Origin of the sequence: Streptomyces sp. NPDC088261 (genome assembly GCF_044740805.1) — a bacterium.
In the GTDB taxonomy this organism is placed as follows: Bacteria; Actinomycetota; Actinomycetes; order Streptomycetales; family Streptomycetaceae; genus Streptomyces.
Genome location: NZ_JBIURL010000017.1, coordinates 76,579 through 93,410, shown reverse-complemented (window position 1 = coordinate 93,410; position 16,832 = coordinate 76,579). Strand labels below are relative to the sequence as shown.

The window sequence follows — 16,832 nt, the reverse complement described above, 5'->3', positions numbered from 1 at the left end:
CGTGGACGCCGGCAGGGGAGGATGGAACGACGCCATCGAGCAGGGAGCACACCCATGACCACCGTCGCAGTCACCGGAGCCACCGGAAAGACCGGCAGGGTCGTCGTAGCGGATCTCCTGGATCACGGCTTCGACGTCCTCGCCGTGGACATCGCGACCGACGGCGGTGAGCGGGGCAGGACGGCCGGTACGGACGTACCCCTCCTGCTCGCCGACCTCACCGACTACGGGCAGGCCGTCGACGCCCTCAGCGAGGTCGACGCGGTGGTCCATCTGGCCAACATCCCGGCGCCCGGCCTGTTCCCCGCCGCCCACACCCTCCACACCAACCTGGCGATGAACAACAACGTCTTCCTCGCCGCCGCGCACAACAAGCTCTCCCGCGTGGTGTGGGCGTCCAGCGAGACCACCCTCGGCCTGCCCTTCGACGTCCCGCCCCGGTACGCGCCGGTGGACGAGGACCACTACCCGTACCCCACCTCCACCTACGCCCTCTCCAAGGTGGCGAGCGAGACGACCGCCCAGCACGTCGCCGAGTGGTCGGGCATCCCCTTCGTGGCGCTGCGGCTGTCCAACGTCCACGTCGAGGACGACTACCGGCTGGTGCCCGGCTACTGGTCGGACCCGCACCTGCGGAAGTGGAACCTCTGGGGCTACATCGACGCCCGCGACGCCGCCGCGGCCTGCCGCCTCGGGCTCACCGCGCCCGTGACCGGCGCGCCGAGCTTCGTCATCGCGGCGGCGGACACCGTCATGGACCGGCCGTCGGCGGAGCTGCTGGCCGAGGTGTTCCCGGGGGTGAAGCTGACGCGTGAGATCGGCACGTACGAGACGCTGCTGAGCATCGACCGCGCCCGCGAGGCGCTCGGCTTCGCACCGCGGCACTCCTGGCGGAACACGATCACCTCCTGACGCCTCTCCCCCCCGGGTCCCGCCCCTCACCGGACCCGGGGCGCCGTCACCCCGCCCACGCCTCCCGTTCCGTGGTGACGGCACGCCCGGTCCGTACGGACTCCTGGATCGCCAGGCTGAGCAGATGGTCCTGGCACCCCTCGGCGAGGGGGTACGGCTCCGGCCCCTCGCCGCGCACCCACGCGCCCGTACGGCACAGCAGGTCGACGACGGCGAGGTCGTCCTCGGAGAGCTGCGCCCCGACGTACTCGTTGCGGTAGACCACCCGGCCGTCGAAGGAGATGTGGTGCAGCTCCCGCCCCTCCAGGTTGAGGTCGGTGCCGGTCAGGCGGCGGACCAGGGGGGATTCCACGGGTGTACGGGGGTCGGCCATCCGGACCACCTGGTCGTCGACGATCTCGCCCAGCGAGCCGCGTACGACCATGCGCCGGCCGCGCAGCGGGTTCCACCACTGGTTGTCGGTGAAGTCGTACAGCCCCATCCGCCCGCCGCCGAAGTCCAGGAAGGCCAGGCACGTCTCGGCGTCCCGGGGCGTCAGATCGTCCGTCCAGCCGTCGCGGGACAGCGGATCGGCGAGCGGCGCGGTGAACGCCCGCGCCGTCACGGTGGCGGGCTCGAAACCGGTCCCGAGCAGGTGCCGGATCAGGGACACGGCGTGGTAGAGGTGCGTGGACGACAGCTGTACGGAGGTCACGTCGCCGATGACCCCGTCCCGTACCAGCCGGAGCCGCGCCGCGTGCCCCGGCATCAGCGGATACTGCTCCGCGACCTGCACCAGCCCGCCGGCACCGGTCGCCCGCCACAAATCCCGCAGCCCTTCGGCGTCCGGGGCAGGGGGCGTCTCGGCGAGGACGGGGACGCCGAGGGCGACGAGTTCCTTGGTCACGCGGGGGGTGGCGTCCCACGGCACGGACGGAATAACAAACTCCGGCGGTACGGCTGCGCCCCCCGCCCCCGCCATCAAGGACTCAACGCTCCGATGGACGGGCACGCCCCACGCGGCCTCCACCTCCGCGGCCCGCTCGGCGGACCGGCTGACCACTCCGACGACGTCGAGCCGACCGGGCAGCGCCCGAGCGAGCCGCACGAAGAACTCCGACCGCCACCCGGTCCCCACCAGCCCGAACCGCACGGGCGCCGCACTCGCACTCACGTCATTCGCTCCTCGCACCTGGACGGGGTTTTGTTCCGCTGCTGAACGATAAACGCACGGACACCCCCTAGAGGTCCCCCCCTGGACGCCGAGCGATCAAAGCCGTGCGGTGAGTTTGACCTCGACCAGCAACTCGGGGAAGGCCAGCCGAGCGACGCCGATCATCGTGCTCGCGACCTGCGGATCGGGCCGCCCGTACGCTTCCTTGCGTACGGGCCCGGCCGCGGCGTCACCCGCGTCGGCGTCGACGACGTAGAGGACTTCTTCGACGACGTCGTCCAGCGACGCGCCGAACCGCTTCAGCAACTCCGCCGCGTTGGCGTAACACTGCCGCAGCTGCTGACCCATGTGGGAGAAGTCCGTGACCAGTCCGTCCGCGTCGACGGGAGCGGGGGCGACGAGTTCCTTCCCGTCGTGGGCGACCTGACCGGAGAGATAGACCGTATCGCCGTGTCTGACAGCCTGGGCGTACCCGTAGCTTTCCTCCCAGGGAACTCCAAAACGTTCGACCTGACGTGACGTACCCATAGCACTCCGATCGACAAAGGACGAGTTCCACCTACAACGGTAGGCGGCGGGCCGATGAGTTTCCCGACGATCACCGGTCAACCCAGCATTGCCGAGCAACCAGCCAACCAAGCAACCACCCACCCCATCAAGCAACCAACCAGTCACCGCAGGAGAGCAAGATGCGCACCCTGATCAGCACCGCCTTCGTCTCACTCGACGGCGTCATGGAGGCCCCGGGCGGCGAGCCCGGCTACCGGAACTCGGGCTGGACCTTCAAGGACGTGGAATTCCTCCCCGAGGCCTTCGAGATCAAGGGCCGCGAACAGGAGGAGGCCGCCGCGATGCTCCTGGGCCGGACCAGCTACAAGTCGTTCAGCGCGGTCTGGCCGGACATGGAGGACTTCGCCACGTACAAGGTGATGCCGAAGTACGTCGTCTCCACCACCCTCACCGACGACGACCTGGTCACGAACTGGGGCGACACCACGATCCTGCGCACACTCGACGACGTCGCCGCCCTCAAGGAAACCGAAGGCGGCCCGATCATCATCCACGGCAGCGCCACCCTGAACCACAGCCTCGCGGACGCCGGCCTGATCGACCGCTACCACCTCCTGGTCTTCCCCCTCCTCCTCGGCGCGGGCAAGCGCCTGTTCAGCACCACGGACAAAGACACCCAAAAACTCCACCTCACCGAACACGAGGCCTACCCCAACGGCCTCCAGAAGAACGTCTTCGACGTCCTCCACTGACCACGAAGGACGAGCCCTCGTTCCGTACGAGGCTCAACCCCTCGTCTCTTACGCCGCTCGACGACCGGATGACCGTGACGGTGACCCGGGCGATTCCGGCAGACGCGTCGGCGTTCCGCGCCTGGGCGGAGTCGTGGCTGCGCGACGCCCTCGGCGCACTGACGGGGCCACGCCTGGACCCGTTCGCCCACGGACTCGACCTCACGGGCCGGGCTTCGGTGCTGCGGCGCCCGGGGGTGCCGTAAAACGGTCTGGCGCGCCGGCCCGCGACCGGGCCACCCGCGTCGTTCAGCGACGGAAGAGTCCGGCCAACACGCGCGTCACGAGCAGCGGGTGGACGAGCATCAGCTCCAAGACCCGCGCGGCGGCGTGCCGCCGATGACTCCGACGCGACCACACCGCCGGCAGGACCACGCCCAGATAGAACAACAGGAAGACGACCAGGCCGAAGACCAGGCCGACGACCAGGACCACCACTAGGACGACGGCGCTCGGAGAGGACAGCGCGGCCGCACCGGTTCGGACGGCATCGGTGAATGGCACAAGAGGGCCCTTTCGTGGACAACAGGTCGATCGGGACTCTCGCCGTCCGGTGGCTCGTACGGAACCCGGATTCTCCGTTTGTACAGTCGATGCCGAGAGCGGGAGGTCACCGGGCGTACGTCACGTGGCCGTCCAACGGCGGGGCGAGACGGATCGGACAGGCGGGGCGGCGTGCCGGGCAGTGCTGAGGAACGATTCCGATCCGACCTGCGGACTCTGGGGGAGTGGCGCCTCAGCAGACTCCGGCCCGTGCCGGGCTTGCGCAGACTGGCGAGGAGCGCTTGTGTCGAGTCGCCTTCGACGGTCGGCGGCTGGCTCCTCGGCCGGAACCTGCCGACGTCCGCGGAGCGCCTGATCGGACTGGTGCGCGCGATCGGCGCCGAGGCGAAGCGCCAAGGCGTGGAGCCGTCGCGCGACGAGCGGCACCTGTTCGACGGGGAACACTGGCGCCGCCGGCATCGGGATTCCACGGCCGAGCGGATCGGCGGGCAGAACGGCGGGACCGCGCGCCGGCCGGCGCACTCCCTCGAAGAGCCCGGCATCGTAGGCTCCCTCGATCTTCCACGTCCGCTGGCCGACTGGCGGCCCGAGCGGCTCGGTGTGCACGCGGCCATCGCCGATCCGTCGCGAACGGCCTCCCGGGGCTTCGTGCTTCCGGCGTACGTCGCCCGCCGCCACGACCACGAACTGCGGGAGCTCCTGGAGGACGCGGCGTCCGGAGAGGACCCCGTGCTGCTCGTGCTGAGCGGGTACAGCTGCACCGGAAAGACCCGTACCGCGTACGAGGCGGTCACGGCCTGTCTCGCCGACTGGGCGCTGGCGTATCCGAAGGACGCCGATGGCCTGAACCGGCTGCTTGCCGCCGACGCCCTCGGCCCGCGTACGGTGTTGTGGCTCAACGAGGCCCAGGAACTCCTCGGCGGCCAGGGCGGTGAGGCCGCTGCCGCGGCCCTGCGCCGCCGGCTGGAGCGGCCGGAGCCGTTGGTGGTCATCGCCACCCTCTGGCCGGACCACCGCGACAAACTGACCGCTCGCCCGACCGGTACGCAGGACCGCCACCCCCAGGCGAGAGCGCTGCTCGCGGCGGCGCGCGTGATCACCGTTCCCGCGGTCTTCGACGGCCCGGCGCTGGGGCGGCTGCACGACACGGACGACGGGTCGCTGGCCGTCGCCGCGCGAACCGCTCCGGACGGTTCCGTCACCCAGACCCTGGCGGGCGGCCCGTCCCTGGTCCAGTGGTACGAGCAGGCGGACGGAGCACCGGACTGCTACGGCAAGGCGGTGGTCACGGCCGCGATGGACGCGCGCCGACTCGGCCACACCTCCCCGCTTCCGCTCGCGCTGCTGGAAGCGGCCGCGCCCGGATATCTGACGGATGCCCAGCGCGCCGCAGCGCCGGCGGACTGGTTCGAGACCGCGACGGCCTTCGCGCGGACCAGGATCAAGGACGTGGTGGTGGCGCTCGACGACGTTGCCCACGACCACGGCATGGGCGCCCGGCCGGGGGTGTGCCGTCTGGCGGACTACCTCGACCACTACGCCCGGACAGCTCGGAGGACGTGCTTCCCGCCCGCTTCGTTCTGGTACGCCGTCGAACAGCACGCGGCGACCACCGCCGACCTGTACGAACTGGCCCGTTCCGCACAGCGCCGGGGGCGGCTGCGCCTGGCGGCCGCGCTGCTGCGCCTGGCGGGGGAGGCGGGGCACGGTCCGGCCTGGGAGGCAATCGTCACGATGATGGCGTACCGGGAACTGACCGAGGAGGCCGAGACGCTGGCGCGATCGGTGCTCCGGAACGGGGACCCCGAGCCGATGCTGGCCCTGGCCTGGACGCTCAGCGAGTTCGGCGACCAGGACGGGACCGAGCGGCTGATCAGGGAAGCGACCACGAGCGGGCGGGCCTCCCCGCTGACCGCGCTGGCCTCGGTTCTGTCCCACGGCCCGGAGGCGGAAGCGGCGTTGACGGAGGCTGTGGCACTCGGAGATCCGGAGGCGCACTTCCTGCTGGCCGAAGTACGCCGGAGCGCGGGCGACCTCGCGGAGTACGAACGGCTCCTGCGGCTGGGGGCATCGGCGGGTGATCCGAATGCCAGGGGCGAACTGGTGGGGCACAAGTGCCGCGCCGGCGAGTGGGCCGAGGCCGAGCGCCTGGCCCGCTCGTTCGCGGAACGCGGCGACGGTTTCGAACTGGCCATGATGGCGATCGAACGACACGATGACGGTGACGAGACCGAGGCCGAACGACTGGCCTGGACGGTCGTCGAACTGGCTGACCGGCACGCGCTCGGCGCTGCGCAACGCCCTTGGCCGGGTGGGACATTCGCCGCGGTCGAGGTACTGATGGGCATGTGCTCCGACGACGAGGACAGCGCGGAGTCGGTCCTGAACCGCCTGACGGAGTTCCGGAATCCGCAGACCTGGGCAGTGGCCGCCTGGTCGCAGGAGGCGCGCCGTCCGGCTCGGGCCAAGGCGCTGTATCGGCGCGCGGCAGACCGGGAGGACCTGGACGCGCTGGAGCGGCTGGCCCTGATGGAACGGCACCGGAACACGGCCGACGCGGAGCGCTTGCACCGCGCGGCGGTCAACGGCGGCGGCCGCCTCGGCCCGCTCCTCGCTCACTGGGAGGACACGGGCAGAGCCGACGAGGCCGAGCGGGCACGTCGCTACGGCCTGGAGATCGACGGCTCGATCGCCCATCCCTGGCCGTTCCGGCCGTCGGGCCCCCGAGAGCGGTGAGCGCGGCTCGGGAGAGCCCACACCCGGCGCTGATGACACCAGCCACCCCGCGCGGCGACCGAACAAGCCGACGAAGGCCGTTGCTCCGCGACAGCCTGCGGAGCCCAATCGGGCTCGGGCCGGCCCGAAGTGGCAGCCTCCCACGGGCCGAAGCCGTCAGCCAGAAGCCACAGGAAGGCGGCGCGGAAGTCGTCTCCGTTCACCACCAGGTGTCCGTCAGACACCGCTGGTGGAACGTCCCGCTCAAGCCACCGTCGGGGAGATCGTTGATGAGATGAAGGTTCACCCGAGGACGCTACTCCGGAGGCCCAAGCGCGTGCGCGAGCCGGCGAGGGCCGCTACCCCGGCCATGGGGTAGCGGCCCTCGCGGCAGTTCTGACCCCGACTCCTAGATGTCGAAGTACAGCTCGAACTCGTGCGGGTGGGGGCGCAGCTGGATCGGGGCGATTTCCTTCGTGCGCTTGTAGTCGATCCAGGTTTCGATCAGGTCCGCCGTGAAGACTCCGCCCGCCTGGAGGTACTCGTTGTCCGCCTCCAGGGCTTCCAGGACCGCCGGGAGCGAGGTGGGGACCTGGGCTACGCCCGCGTGCTCCTCCGGGGCCAGTTCGTAGAGGTCCTTGTCGATCGGCTCGGCCGGCTCGATCTTGTTCTTGACGCCGTCCAGGCCCGCGAGGAGCAGGGCCGAGAACGCCAGGTACGGGTTCGAGGACGGGTCGGGGGCGCGGAACTCGACGCGCTTGGCCTTCGGGTTCGAGCCCGTGATCGGGATGCGCATCGCGGCGGAGCGGTTGCGCTGCGAGTAGACCAGGTTGACCGGGGCCTCGAAGCCGGGGACCAGGCGGTGGTACGAGTTCACCGTCGGGTTCGTGAAGGCCAGCAGCGACGGCGCGTGCTTGAGGATGCCGCCGATGTAGTAGCGGGCGGTGTCCGACAGGCCCGCGTAACCCTGCTCGTCGTAGAACAGCGGCGTGCCGCCCTGCCACAGGGACTGGTGCACGTGCATGCCGGAGCCGTTGTCACCGAAGATCGGCTTGGGCATGAAGGTCGCGGTCTTGCCGTTGCGCCACGCGACGTTCTTCACGATGTACTTGAAGAGCATCAGGTCGTCGGCCGCCGCGAGCAGCGTGTTGAACTTGTAGTTGATCTCCGCCTGGCCGGCGGTGCCCACCTCGTGGTGCTGGCGCTCGACCTGGAGCCCGGACGCCTCCAGCTCCAGGGAGATCTCCGCGCGCAGGTCGGCGAAGTGGTCGACCGGCGGGGCCGGGAAGTAACCGCCCTTGTAGCGGACCTTGTAGCCGCGGTTGTCCTCCAGGGCGCCGGTGTTCCACGCGGCGGCCTCGGAGTCGATGTGGTAGAAGCTCTCGTTCGACGTGGTGTTGAAGCGCACGCTGTCGAAGACGTAGAACTCGGCCTCGGGGCCGAAGTACGCGGTGTCCGCGATGCCGGTCGACGCGAGGTAGGCCTCGGCCTTCTTGGCGATGTTGCGCGGGTCGCGGCTGTACTGCTCGCCCGTGATCGGGTCGTGGATGAAGAAGTTGATGTTCACCGTCTTGTCACGGCGGAACGGGTCGACCCGCGCCGTGGACAGGTCCGGGCGCAGTGCCATGTCCGACTCGTGGATGGCCTGGAAGCCGCGGATCGACGAACCGTCGAAGGCGAGCTCCTCGGCCGGGTCGAACGCCTTTGCCGGGATCGTGAAGTGCTGCATCACGCCAGGCAGGTCGCAGAAGCGGACGTCGACAAACTTGACGTCGTTGTCCGCGATGTACTTCTTTGCCTCGTCGGCGTTCTGGAACATCCAGCTCCTCCTCCTCCCGACCCGAGGAGGGGCGGGGGTTTGTCGCTCGGTGGTGCGGCCAGTGCGGTGGCACACGCTGGAGCCGACCATAGGTTTCCGGGATTTCTCAAGCGTGACCCATTTGTTTCGTTGAAGTTAACCAGCCCCGGCGCGTACGACGCCGCCGGGATGCTCCCCGACCCCCGTCAAGAGGGGGTAAATCCCCGCCCAGTACCGTGGACGGGTGGACAACAGGCAAGTAATCGGATCCTGGCTCTCCGGACCCCGCGCCGCCGCCGAGCACATGGGCGTCGACTTCGGCTACCGGGGCGAGCGGCTCGGTCTCCCGGAGCACGGCCCGGGGTCCGTCGCCCCGCTCGGCCGCCGCTTCGGCGCCCTCTTCCTCGACTGGGCGCTGTGCATGCTGATCGCATACGGGCTGCTCGCGGCGGGTGACTGGCAGAAGACCGGCAACTGGGCGCTCGGCGTCCTCTTCGTCCTCAGTCTTCTCACCGTCGGTACGGTCGGCTTCACGCCCGGAAAGCGCGTCTTCGGCCTCCGCGTCATCGCCGAGCGCGGCGGCCGGCTCTCCCTCGTGCGCGTCCTCGTGCGCACCGTACTGCTCTGCCTCGCCGTCCCCGCCCTCATCTGGGACCGGGACGGCCGCGGCCTCCACGACCGCCTCTCCGGCGCCGTACAGGTCCGGATCTGAATCAAGAAATGAAGACCTGAACGAACGGAGGAGGGCGGCGCGGGAGTCTTCCCGCGCCGCCCTCCTCCGTCAGCAGTCAGCAATACGTCAAGCGGTACGTCAGCGGTACGCGACCGCTCAGCGCATCTTCCCGCCCCGCGGCATCCGCATCCCCTTGGGCATGGGCCCCTTCGGCAGCGGCATGTTGCTCATCAGATCCCCCAGCGCCCGCAGCCGGTCGTTGGTCGACGTCACCTGCGGCCCCGCCAGCACACGCGGCAGCTTGAGCAGGGTCGTCCGCACCTTCTTCAGCGGCACCTGGCCCTCGCCGTCCCCGACGATGATGTCGTGCACCGGCACGTCCACCACGATCCGCGCCATCCGCTTCTTCTCGGCGGCCAGCAGGCTCTTCAGCCGGTTCGGGTTGCCCTCGGCCACCAGCACGATGCCGGCCTTGCCGACCGCCCGGTGCACCACGTCCTGGCTGCGGTTCATCGCGACCGCCGGAGTCGTCGTCCAGCCGCGCCCGACGTTCTCCAGCACCGCGGCCGCCGCCCCCGGCTGGCCCTCCATCTGACCGAAGGCCGCCCGCTCGGCACGGCGGCCGAACACGATCGCCATCGCGAGGAACGCCAGGATGAAGCCCAGGATCCCCAGGTAGATGGGGTGGTCGATCAAGAACCCGACCGCGAGGAAGACACCGAAGGTGACGATTCCCACACCCGCGACGACAAGACCGACCTTCGAGTCGGCCCGCCGGGTCATCTTGTAGGTAAGGGCGATCTGTTTCAGTCGCCCGGTGTTCGCAGCAGAGTCTGCGTTTTCCTTCGCCGCCATGTAGGGGAGTTTACGTGGCCCGGGAAGCGCGGTCCGACGCGGCCTCGGGAGTACGGCCCGACACCGCTTCCAGTACGTGCTGTGCCTCGACCCGGTCCCTGGCCCTGCGGCGGTCCTCCTGGACGGCGGTCCAGGCGTTGCGGCGGGCCGTGCGCTGCCCGCCGCTGAGGAGGAGGGACTCCACCACGCGCAGCGCGGTCCCCACCGAGGGGAGCGCGACGGCGGGCAGGGAGGTGCGGGGCAGGGAGGTGGTGGGGCGGATCACTGTCGTCCTGGCGTCCGCACCGGACGCGGTGACGGAGCGGGTGACGGAGCGGACGGGCCGTATGTGCGCGACCTGCATGGTGGCATTCCCCCTGGAGCGGCCCGGTGGGGCCTGGAACGGCATGGAGCGTGTCCGTGACGCGTGGCTTCAGCGTCACGGACTGGTGTTACCAGGGCGTGACCGACCGGTCAAACGCCCATGAAGCCTGGGTACGGAGCCGGTGTACGCCCCCGCCGTCGCCCGGGAACGCGGACGCGGCCCGTAGGCCGCCCCCGACCTGCGGGGAGGGTACGGACCGCGTTCCGCCGGGCTTCCACCGGCGCGCCACTCGGCGGTAATCGCCAGTAATCGCTTGTGCTGGGATTCACACCGAGCGCGCGAGCGCACTCGTACGACGCCCGCGCGACCTCACACAGCCGCCTCGGCCCCCACCACCGCGCCCCGCCGGTCCATCGCCTGCTGGTACAGCCGGCCCGCGCGGTACGACGAACGCACCAGCGGCCCCGACATGACACCCGAGAAACCGATCGCCTCGGCCTCGTCCTTCAGCTCCACGAACTCGTGCGGCTTCACCCAGCGCTCGACCGGGTGGTGCCGTACCGAAGGACGCAGGTACTGCGTGATCGTGATCAGCTCGCACCCCGCCCCGTGCAGGTCCCGCAGTGCCTCGCTGACCTCCGAGCGCTCCTCGCCCATGCCCAGGATCAGGTTGGACTTGGTCACCAGACCGGCCTCGCGGGCCCGCGTGATCACGTCGAGGGAACGCTCGTACCGGAAACCGGGGCGGATCCGCTTGAAGATCCGCGGCACCGTCTCGACGTTGTGCGCGAGCACCTCGGGGCGGGACGAGAAGACCTCGGCCAGCTGCGCGGGCTCCGCGTTGAAGTCGGGGATGAGCAGCTCGACCTTCGTACCGCCGGCCTCGCGCCCCGCCGTCATCCCGTGGATCTGGCGCACGGTCTCCGCGTACAGCCACGCGCCGCCGTCTTCCAGGTCGTCGCGGGCGACTCCGGTGATCGTGGCGTAGTTCAGGTCCATCGTGACGACGGACTCGCCCACGCGCCGCGGCTCGTCACGGTCCAGCGCCTGCGGCTTGCCCGTGTCGATCTGGCAGAAGTCACAACGTCGCGTGCACTGGTCACCGCCGATGAGGAAGGTCGCCTCGCGGTCCTCCCAGCACTCGTAGATGTTGGGACAGCCCGCTTCCTGGCAGACGGTGTGCAGGCCCTCGGACTTCACGAGGCCCTGCATCTTGGTGTACTCGGGACCCATTTTCGCCCGGGTCTTGATCCACTCGGGCTTGCGCTCGATGGGAGTCTGGCTGTTCCGGACCTCCAGACGCAGCATCTTGCGTCCGTCGGGTGCGACAGCGGACACGTCCGGCACCTCTCTCTGCTGGCGCGGCATTCGATTCTTCGGCGAACACCAGGTTACGCCCGTTGTTTGCGCGGCATTACGTCTGGCCAACCCGGGGCCGCGAGGGCGCGTTCCCCCGGTCGGCCCCACCACGGGCGCACGCGGCTCCCGATCACGGGCGCACACGGCTCCCGTACGGGCGCACGCGGCCCCCGACGGGCGTACACGGCCTACGCGGTCGCGTGCTCCGGCTCGCGCGTGATCTCGCGCGGCTTCGGCTCCGTGCTCTCCAGTACGTCCCGCAGGTGCCGCTCCACGGAGGGCAGCACCTCCGCGATCGTGACGTCGCGCCCCAGTTCGTACGCGAGCGAGGTGACCCCGGCATCGCGGATCCCGCACGGCACGATCTTGTCGAACCAGGTGTTGTCCGGGTTCACGTTCAGCGAGAAGCCGTGCATCGTGACCCCCTTGGCGATCCGGATCCCGATCGCCGCGAGCTTGCGGTCCTCCCGGCGCTGGCCGGCGTTGGACGGCGCGTACTCCGGTCCGTTCATCCGGGGATCGAACTCGTCGTCCCGGAGGCGCGGGTCGAAGTCCAGCGTCAGCCCGCCCGTCGCCGGCCGGTCCGCCACCGGGTCCCCGAGCACCCACACCCCGCTGCGCCCCTCCACCCGGGACGTCTCCACCCCGAACTCGGCGGCCACGCGGATCAGCGCGTCCTCCAGCCGGCGGACGTGCGCGATGACGTCGACCGGGCGCGGCAGCTTGAGGATCGGATAGCCGACGAGCTGGCCGGGACCGTGCCAGGTGATCTTGCCACCGCGGTCCACGTCGACGACCGGAGTGCCGTCGAGGGGGCGCTCGCTGTCCTCCGTGCGCCGTCCGGCGGTGTAGACCGACTGGTGCTCCAGCATCAGACAGGTGTCGGGAAGCTCGTCCGCGAAGCGGGCCGCGTGGACCCGGCGCTGCTCCTCCCAGGCCTCCCGGTACTCGACCGCCTCGTCGCCGAACCCCAGATGGACGTACCGCAACTCACTCACGGGCCGTGCCTCCTCAAGAAGCTCCATGGCGCGTTCGTCACGCCCTCGCCACTGTACGGCGGCGCGGGACGGAACCACCGGGCAGGTGTACGGGGCCTCCGGCCCGGAGCCGACCCTGCCCTGAGCCGGCCGGGCAGTTGCCGCCGGCACACGCCCCCCGCCCCTGCCGCACGCGCTTGCGTCAGCGGCGCCGTGAATCCTCACACGATCGGATGAATGTAGGACGAAGGTGGCGGTACGGACGCCCCGTGCCGCTAAATTCACGCCGTTCCATGAGGGCTGCTCCGGGGCCCGGAAGGCAGGAGACCCTACAGCTGATGTCGGAACGACCACCCCAGCGCATCCCCAACCGCCAGCTCGCCGCGCTCATCGCGGAGGCCGGGTTCTCCCACGCCGGGCTCGCCCGCCGCGTGGACCAGCTCGGCATCGAACACGGCCTCGACCTGCGGTACGACAAGACCTCGGTGACCCGCTGGTTACGCGGGCAGCAGCCGCGCGGCACCACTCCCGCGCTGATCGCCGAGGTCTTCACGCGCCGGCTCGGGCGCCGGCTCTCGGCCCAGGATCTCGGGCTCGACGCGTGTGCGCCGGTCTACGCGGGGCTCGAATTCGCCGCCAGCCCCGAAGAGGCCGTCGACATCGTCGGCGGGCTCTGGCGCAAGGACTCCGGCAGCCACGCCGAACTGCGCAAGATCGCGTTCACCCCGGCCGGACTGGTCGTCCCCAGCCGCGACTGGCTGATCGGCCGCGCCGACGAACGGGTCGGCCGCCCCGACCACGCCACCGGGAACGGGCCGGGAGCGCCCGGGCCCGGAGCGCCCGGGCCGGGGGCCAACGGGCCGGTGGCCCCGTACGACCAGAGCCCGCGCGGGCCACGGGACCCCGCCGCCCGCGAACGCCAGGCCCGCGTCCCCGCCCAGGGCCACCCCGCCACCGTCCCCCGCCCGCGCACCGAACGCGCCACCGGCCAGCGCGTCACCGCCGGGGACATCGCCGCGCTGCGGTCGGTCGGCGAGCTGTTCCGCGCGCTCGACCAGGCGTACGGCGGCGGCCACGCCCGCCAGGCCCTCGTCCGGTACCTGGAACACGAGGTCGAGCCGATACTGCGCGGACTGTACGGAGAGGTCACCGGGCGCCGCCTGTTCGCCGCCGCGGCCGACCTGACCCGGCTGGCGGGCTGGACCTCGTACGACATCGCCGCCCACGGCCTCGCCCAGCGGTACTTCGTCCAGGCCCTGCGCCTCTCCCAGGCCGCCGGGGACCGCGCCTACGGCTCGTACGTCCTGATCACCATGAGCCGCCAGGCCGTCTACCTCGGCCACGGCCGCGAGGCCGTCCAGCTGGCCCGCGTCGCCCAGCAGGGCGTCGGCTCCTCCGCGCCGCCGGTCGTCCAGGCCCTGCTGCACGCCGTCGAGGCGCGCGGACACGGGGTCCTGGGCGAGGCGCGGGCCTGCACCTCGTCCCTCGTACGGGCGGAACGGGCCCTGGAGACCTCACGTCCCGGGGACGACGTACCGCACTGGGGCCGGTACTTCGACGAGGCGCAGCTCGCCGACGAGTTCGCGCACTCCTACCGCGACCTCCAGCAGTACCGCGGCGCCGTCCAGCACGCCGAACGCTCCCTCCAGCTGCGCGCGCCCGCCCTGGCGCGCAGCCGGCTCTTCTGCCGGGTGGTGCTCGCCACGGGCCGCCTCGGGCTCGGCGAACTGGACCAGGCGTGCCTGCTGGGCGCGGAGGCGGCCCAGCAGGCCGCCGAGATGCGGTCGGCACGGGCGGTGGAGTACGTACGCGACTTTGAACGCCGCCTGGAGCCGTTCCGGGACGCGGCGGCGGTACGGGCCTACCGCGACCGGGTCGCGACGATCGGCTGACGCGTACCGGGCACCCCGGGTCCTACGCCGCCGGGGACAGCGGGGGAGTGCCGTGCGCGGGCTTCACCCCCAGGTCGCGCAGGACGGCGTGGGCGGCCCGGCGGCCCGAGAACAGCGCGCCCTGCACGGTGTTGGTGTCCCGGTGGTCCCCGCACACGTACAGGCCGGACAGCAGCCGCACCGGCCGGTGCGGGTCGTGCGGCGCGGGCATCGCGGGGACGGCCTCCGGGGTGTGGTGCACGGCCAGCACCTCCCAGTCGTCCGTGGGGGTTCCGTACACCCCGGCCAGCTGCGCCCGCACGAGCCGGTCCAGCTCGCGGGCCGGGGGCGGGGTCCCGAGGACCGTGGAGGACACCAGGATCCGGCCGTCGGGCGTACGGGAGGGGTCGACCGCGCTCATCACGGCCGTGTGCGCGACCGGGCCGCCCGTCTCGGCGTCCAGGACGAGGGCCGGATCGGCCGACGGGGCGGTGGGGGCGGTGTGGTGAAGGACCGTCACCGGGTGGAAGTCCGGCACCCGCAGCCCCGGCAGCAGCTCGGCGGCGGCGCGGGCGCCGGTCGCCACGAGCAGGGAGCGGCAGGCGATCTCGCCGTGCTCCTTGGTGGCGACGCGGTTGATCGACGCCTCCGTCACGCACACGTCCGTCACGACGGTGCCGGGCGGCAGCGTCCGCGCGAGCAGTTCCGGCAGGGTGGACGCGCCGCCCGCGGGGACGCACAGCCGGCCCCGCGCGTACGCGCGCAGCGCGAGGTCGGCGCGGTGGCTGGACGTCGACAGGGCGGGGTCGCCGAGCAGCGCGGTCAGGAGCGGCCGCACGAAGCCGTCGACCGCGGAGGCGGGGAGTCCGCTCGCGGCGAGGGCGTCGTGGGTGGGGCGGTCGGGGCGGGGTGCGCGGCGGCCGGGCGCGTTGCCGGGGGCGCCGTCGCCGGGGGCGGCGGTCCGGTCCTGGCGGGCGCGGCCGGGGGCGCTCGCGAGGGCGCGCGCGGTGGTGAGTGCGCGGTGTGCGCGCCTGGGGGTGCGGGGGTTCAGGTCGAGGCGCCGCCTTTCCGTGGCGCCGCTCCTTTCGGCGGCGCCGGGGCTTGTGCTTGAGCTCGCGCTTCCGGCGAGGCCGGTCCTGTCGATCGTGCCCGCCCGGTGGAGCCGCCCGTTGCGCCGGACGAGCACGCCGGGCGAGAACATCCGCAGCGCGATGCCCTCCAGGGCGGGGGTGTGGAGCAGCTCCGGATACGCGGTACTGAGCAACGGCCCCACCCGGTCCAGGCGGAAGCCGTCCACGAGCTCGGTGCTCATGCGGCCGCCGGGGTGAGGGGCGGCCTCCAGCACGCGGACGCTCACGCCCGCGGCGGTCAGATGATGCGCGGCGGCGAGGCCGGCGATGCCGGCGCCGATGATGACAACGTCTTGCGCGCTTTGCGCTGTGTGCGCGGTGCCGGTGTGTGCGCTGTGGAGCACGTGGCCCTCCCCGAGGTCGTCTGCCCGAGTTCACGACGAGCGTAGGAAGGGGTCGCGGTGGGGGTGGCCGCGCGTGGGGTGGGGCATGGGTGCATGGGCGGCGCGTGTGCCCGGTGTCCGCTGCGGTTGCGTCTTGTCCTCCCGCCGGACGGGCGTCTGCGCCCGGGTGGGGGCGCGGCTTCTTGCTTTGTCCTCAATCGCCGGACGGGCGTGGTTTTGGCGTCTGCCCGGTGCGCGGGCGCGGCTTACTGATGTCCTCAATCGCCGGACGGGCTGGGTGTGTCGTGGTGACGGGGGGCGGGGCCTCCGGAGGCACGTATGTCCGGACTGCATGTTTTACGGCGCGTTCAACGGGTCGTTCAGTTGACCGGGGCCATGCGCCACAAAACACGCTTTACGTCCGGACACACGCACCTCCTCCGACCCCACCCCCCTCACGCCGAGGGTGAACTGAACGACCCCGCCCACCCCAGGGTCCCCGCGGTCCGTTGCGCGCGGCTCACAGTTGTCCTCAATCGCCGGACGGGCTGGGGGTGCGTCCGGGCGGGCTGGATGGTGCCCCTGCGCGTGCGCGGTTGAGGGGCAGGGATGTCCTCAATCGCCGGACGGGCTTGGGGGGCGTCCGGGTGGGGTGGGGGTGCGTCTGGGCGGGCTGGATGGTGGCCTCCGTGCCGGAGCCGGGTGCGGGTTACCGATGTCCTCAAACGCCGGACGGGCTTGAAGTGCCCCGGTGCGGGTTCGGGCTGCCTGCCGCCCCGCCCCAGAGCTGGCCGGGTAGTGACGCGGGCCTGGAAGGGGGACGGGCAGGGGTCGTGTCCGGAACGTAAAGCGTGTTTTGTGTCGCATGGCGATCGTCAATCAATACGACCGGTCGCACGCGACGTAAAACATGCAGTGCAGGACACGACCCCTGACCGGCCCCCGGCAACCGGCCCG

Annotated in this window: 15 protein-coding genes; 6 read left to right on the top strand and 9 right to left on the bottom strand. The window is 71.4% G+C overall.

What is annotated here, in order from left to right; genetic code table 11:
• Positions 1–54: 54 nt before the first annotated feature.
• Positions 55–912 (top strand): NAD-dependent epimerase/dehydratase family protein, encoded by an 858-nt coding sequence (locus ACIODU_RS27580; RefSeq protein WP_401770698.1) that lies wholly within the window; start codon positions 55–57, stop codon positions 910–912.
• A 46-nt stretch (positions 913–958) separates the two neighbouring features.
• Here the strand turns inward: ACIODU_RS27580 and ACIODU_RS27575 are convergent, their stop codons facing one another.
• Positions 959–2,065 (bottom strand): Gfo/Idh/MocA family protein, encoded by a 1,107-nt coding sequence (locus tag ACIODU_RS27575; protein WP_401770696.1) that lies wholly within the window; start codon positions 2,063–2,065, stop codon positions 959–961.
• 96 nt (positions 2,066–2,161) lie between these two features.
• A complete protein-coding gene (locus tag ACIODU_RS27570) occupies positions 2,162–2,593 on the bottom strand; it encodes a Rid family hydrolase (RefSeq protein WP_356430283.1) in 432 nt (143 codons plus the stop codon).
• A gap of 161 nt (positions 2,594–2,754) precedes the next feature.
• On the opposite strand from ACIODU_RS27570, the gene ACIODU_RS27565 reads away from it, so the two are divergent.
• Positions 2,755–3,327 carry a dihydrofolate reductase family protein gene (locus ACIODU_RS27565; protein WP_401770694.1) on the top strand — a complete coding sequence of 191 codons (573 nt, stop codon included), beginning with the start codon at positions 2,755–2,757 and terminating at the stop codon, positions 3,325–3,327.
• A 68-nt stretch (positions 3,328–3,395) separates the two neighbouring features.
• Entirely contained in the window at positions 3,396–3,572 is a 177-nt protein-coding gene (locus ACIODU_RS27560) for a hypothetical protein (protein ID WP_401770692.1), read from the top strand.
• Positions 3,573–3,615: 43 nt separating this feature from the next.
• Here ACIODU_RS27560 and ACIODU_RS27555 read toward each other — a convergent pair whose 3' ends face one another.
• Complete coding sequence (locus ACIODU_RS27555; RefSeq protein ID WP_401770689.1) at positions 3,616–3,870, bottom strand: hypothetical protein; 255 nt, start codon at positions 3,868–3,870, stop codon at positions 3,616–3,618.
• 249 nt (positions 3,871–4,119) lie between these two features.
• On the opposite strand from ACIODU_RS27555, the gene ACIODU_RS27550 reads away from it, so the two are divergent.
• Positions 4,120–6,606 carry a hypothetical protein gene (locus ACIODU_RS27550; protein ID WP_401770687.1) on the top strand — a complete coding sequence of 829 codons (2,487 nt, stop codon included), beginning with the start codon at positions 4,120–4,122 and terminating at the stop codon, positions 6,604–6,606.
• A gap of 388 nt (positions 6,607–6,994) precedes the next feature.
• On the opposite strand, the gene glnA is transcribed toward ACIODU_RS27550, so the two are convergent.
• Entirely contained in the window at positions 6,995–8,404 is a 1,410-nt protein-coding gene (gene glnA / locus ACIODU_RS27545; RefSeq protein WP_356430268.1) for a type I glutamate--ammonia ligase, read from the bottom strand.
• A 223-nt stretch (positions 8,405–8,627) separates the two neighbouring features.
• On the opposite strand from glnA, the gene ACIODU_RS27540 reads away from it, so the two are divergent.
• Positions 8,628–9,095 carry an RDD family protein gene (locus ACIODU_RS27540; protein ID WP_401770683.1) on the top strand — a complete coding sequence of 156 codons (468 nt, stop codon included), beginning with the start codon at positions 8,628–8,630 and terminating at the stop codon, positions 9,093–9,095.
• Positions 9,096–9,212: 117 nt separating this feature from the next.
• Here ACIODU_RS27540 and ACIODU_RS27535 read toward each other — a convergent pair whose 3' ends face one another.
• From ACIODU_RS27535 to lipB, 4 genes are all read right to left on the bottom strand, one after another.
• On the bottom strand, positions 9,213–9,911 hold the full coding sequence (locus tag ACIODU_RS27535; RefSeq protein WP_356430262.1) for a DUF4191 domain-containing protein: 699 nt from the start codon (positions 9,909–9,911) through the stop codon (positions 9,213–9,215).
• 10 nt (positions 9,912–9,921) lie between these two features.
• Positions 9,922–10,254 carry a hypothetical protein gene (locus ACIODU_RS27530; RefSeq protein ID WP_401770679.1) on the bottom strand — a complete coding sequence of 111 codons (333 nt, stop codon included), beginning with the start codon at positions 10,252–10,254 and terminating at the stop codon, positions 9,922–9,924.
• Between the two features lie 330 nt (positions 10,255–10,584).
• A complete protein-coding gene (lipA, locus tag ACIODU_RS27525) occupies positions 10,585–11,553 on the bottom strand; it encodes a lipoyl synthase (RefSeq protein ID WP_401770676.1) in 969 nt (322 codons plus the stop codon).
• Positions 11,554–11,762: 209 nt separating this feature from the next.
• Complete coding sequence (gene lipB, locus ACIODU_RS27520; RefSeq protein WP_401770674.1) at positions 11,763–12,572, bottom strand: lipoyl(octanoyl) transferase LipB; 810 nt, start codon at positions 12,570–12,572, stop codon at positions 11,763–11,765.
• Positions 12,573–12,889: 317 nt separating this feature from the next.
• Between lipB and ACIODU_RS27515 the strand changes: the two genes are divergently transcribed.
• Complete coding sequence (locus tag ACIODU_RS27515) at positions 12,890–14,443, top strand: regulator (RefSeq protein WP_401770672.1); 1,554 nt, start codon at positions 12,890–12,892, stop codon at positions 14,441–14,443.
• A gap of 22 nt (positions 14,444–14,465) precedes the next feature.
• On the opposite strand, the gene ACIODU_RS27510 is transcribed toward ACIODU_RS27515, so the two are convergent.
• Positions 14,466–15,896, bottom strand: coding sequence for an NAD(P)/FAD-dependent oxidoreductase (locus ACIODU_RS27510; RefSeq protein ID WP_401770670.1), 1,431 nt, complete (start codon positions 15,894–15,896; stop codon positions 14,466–14,468).
• Positions 15,897–16,832 lie beyond the last annotated feature (936 nt).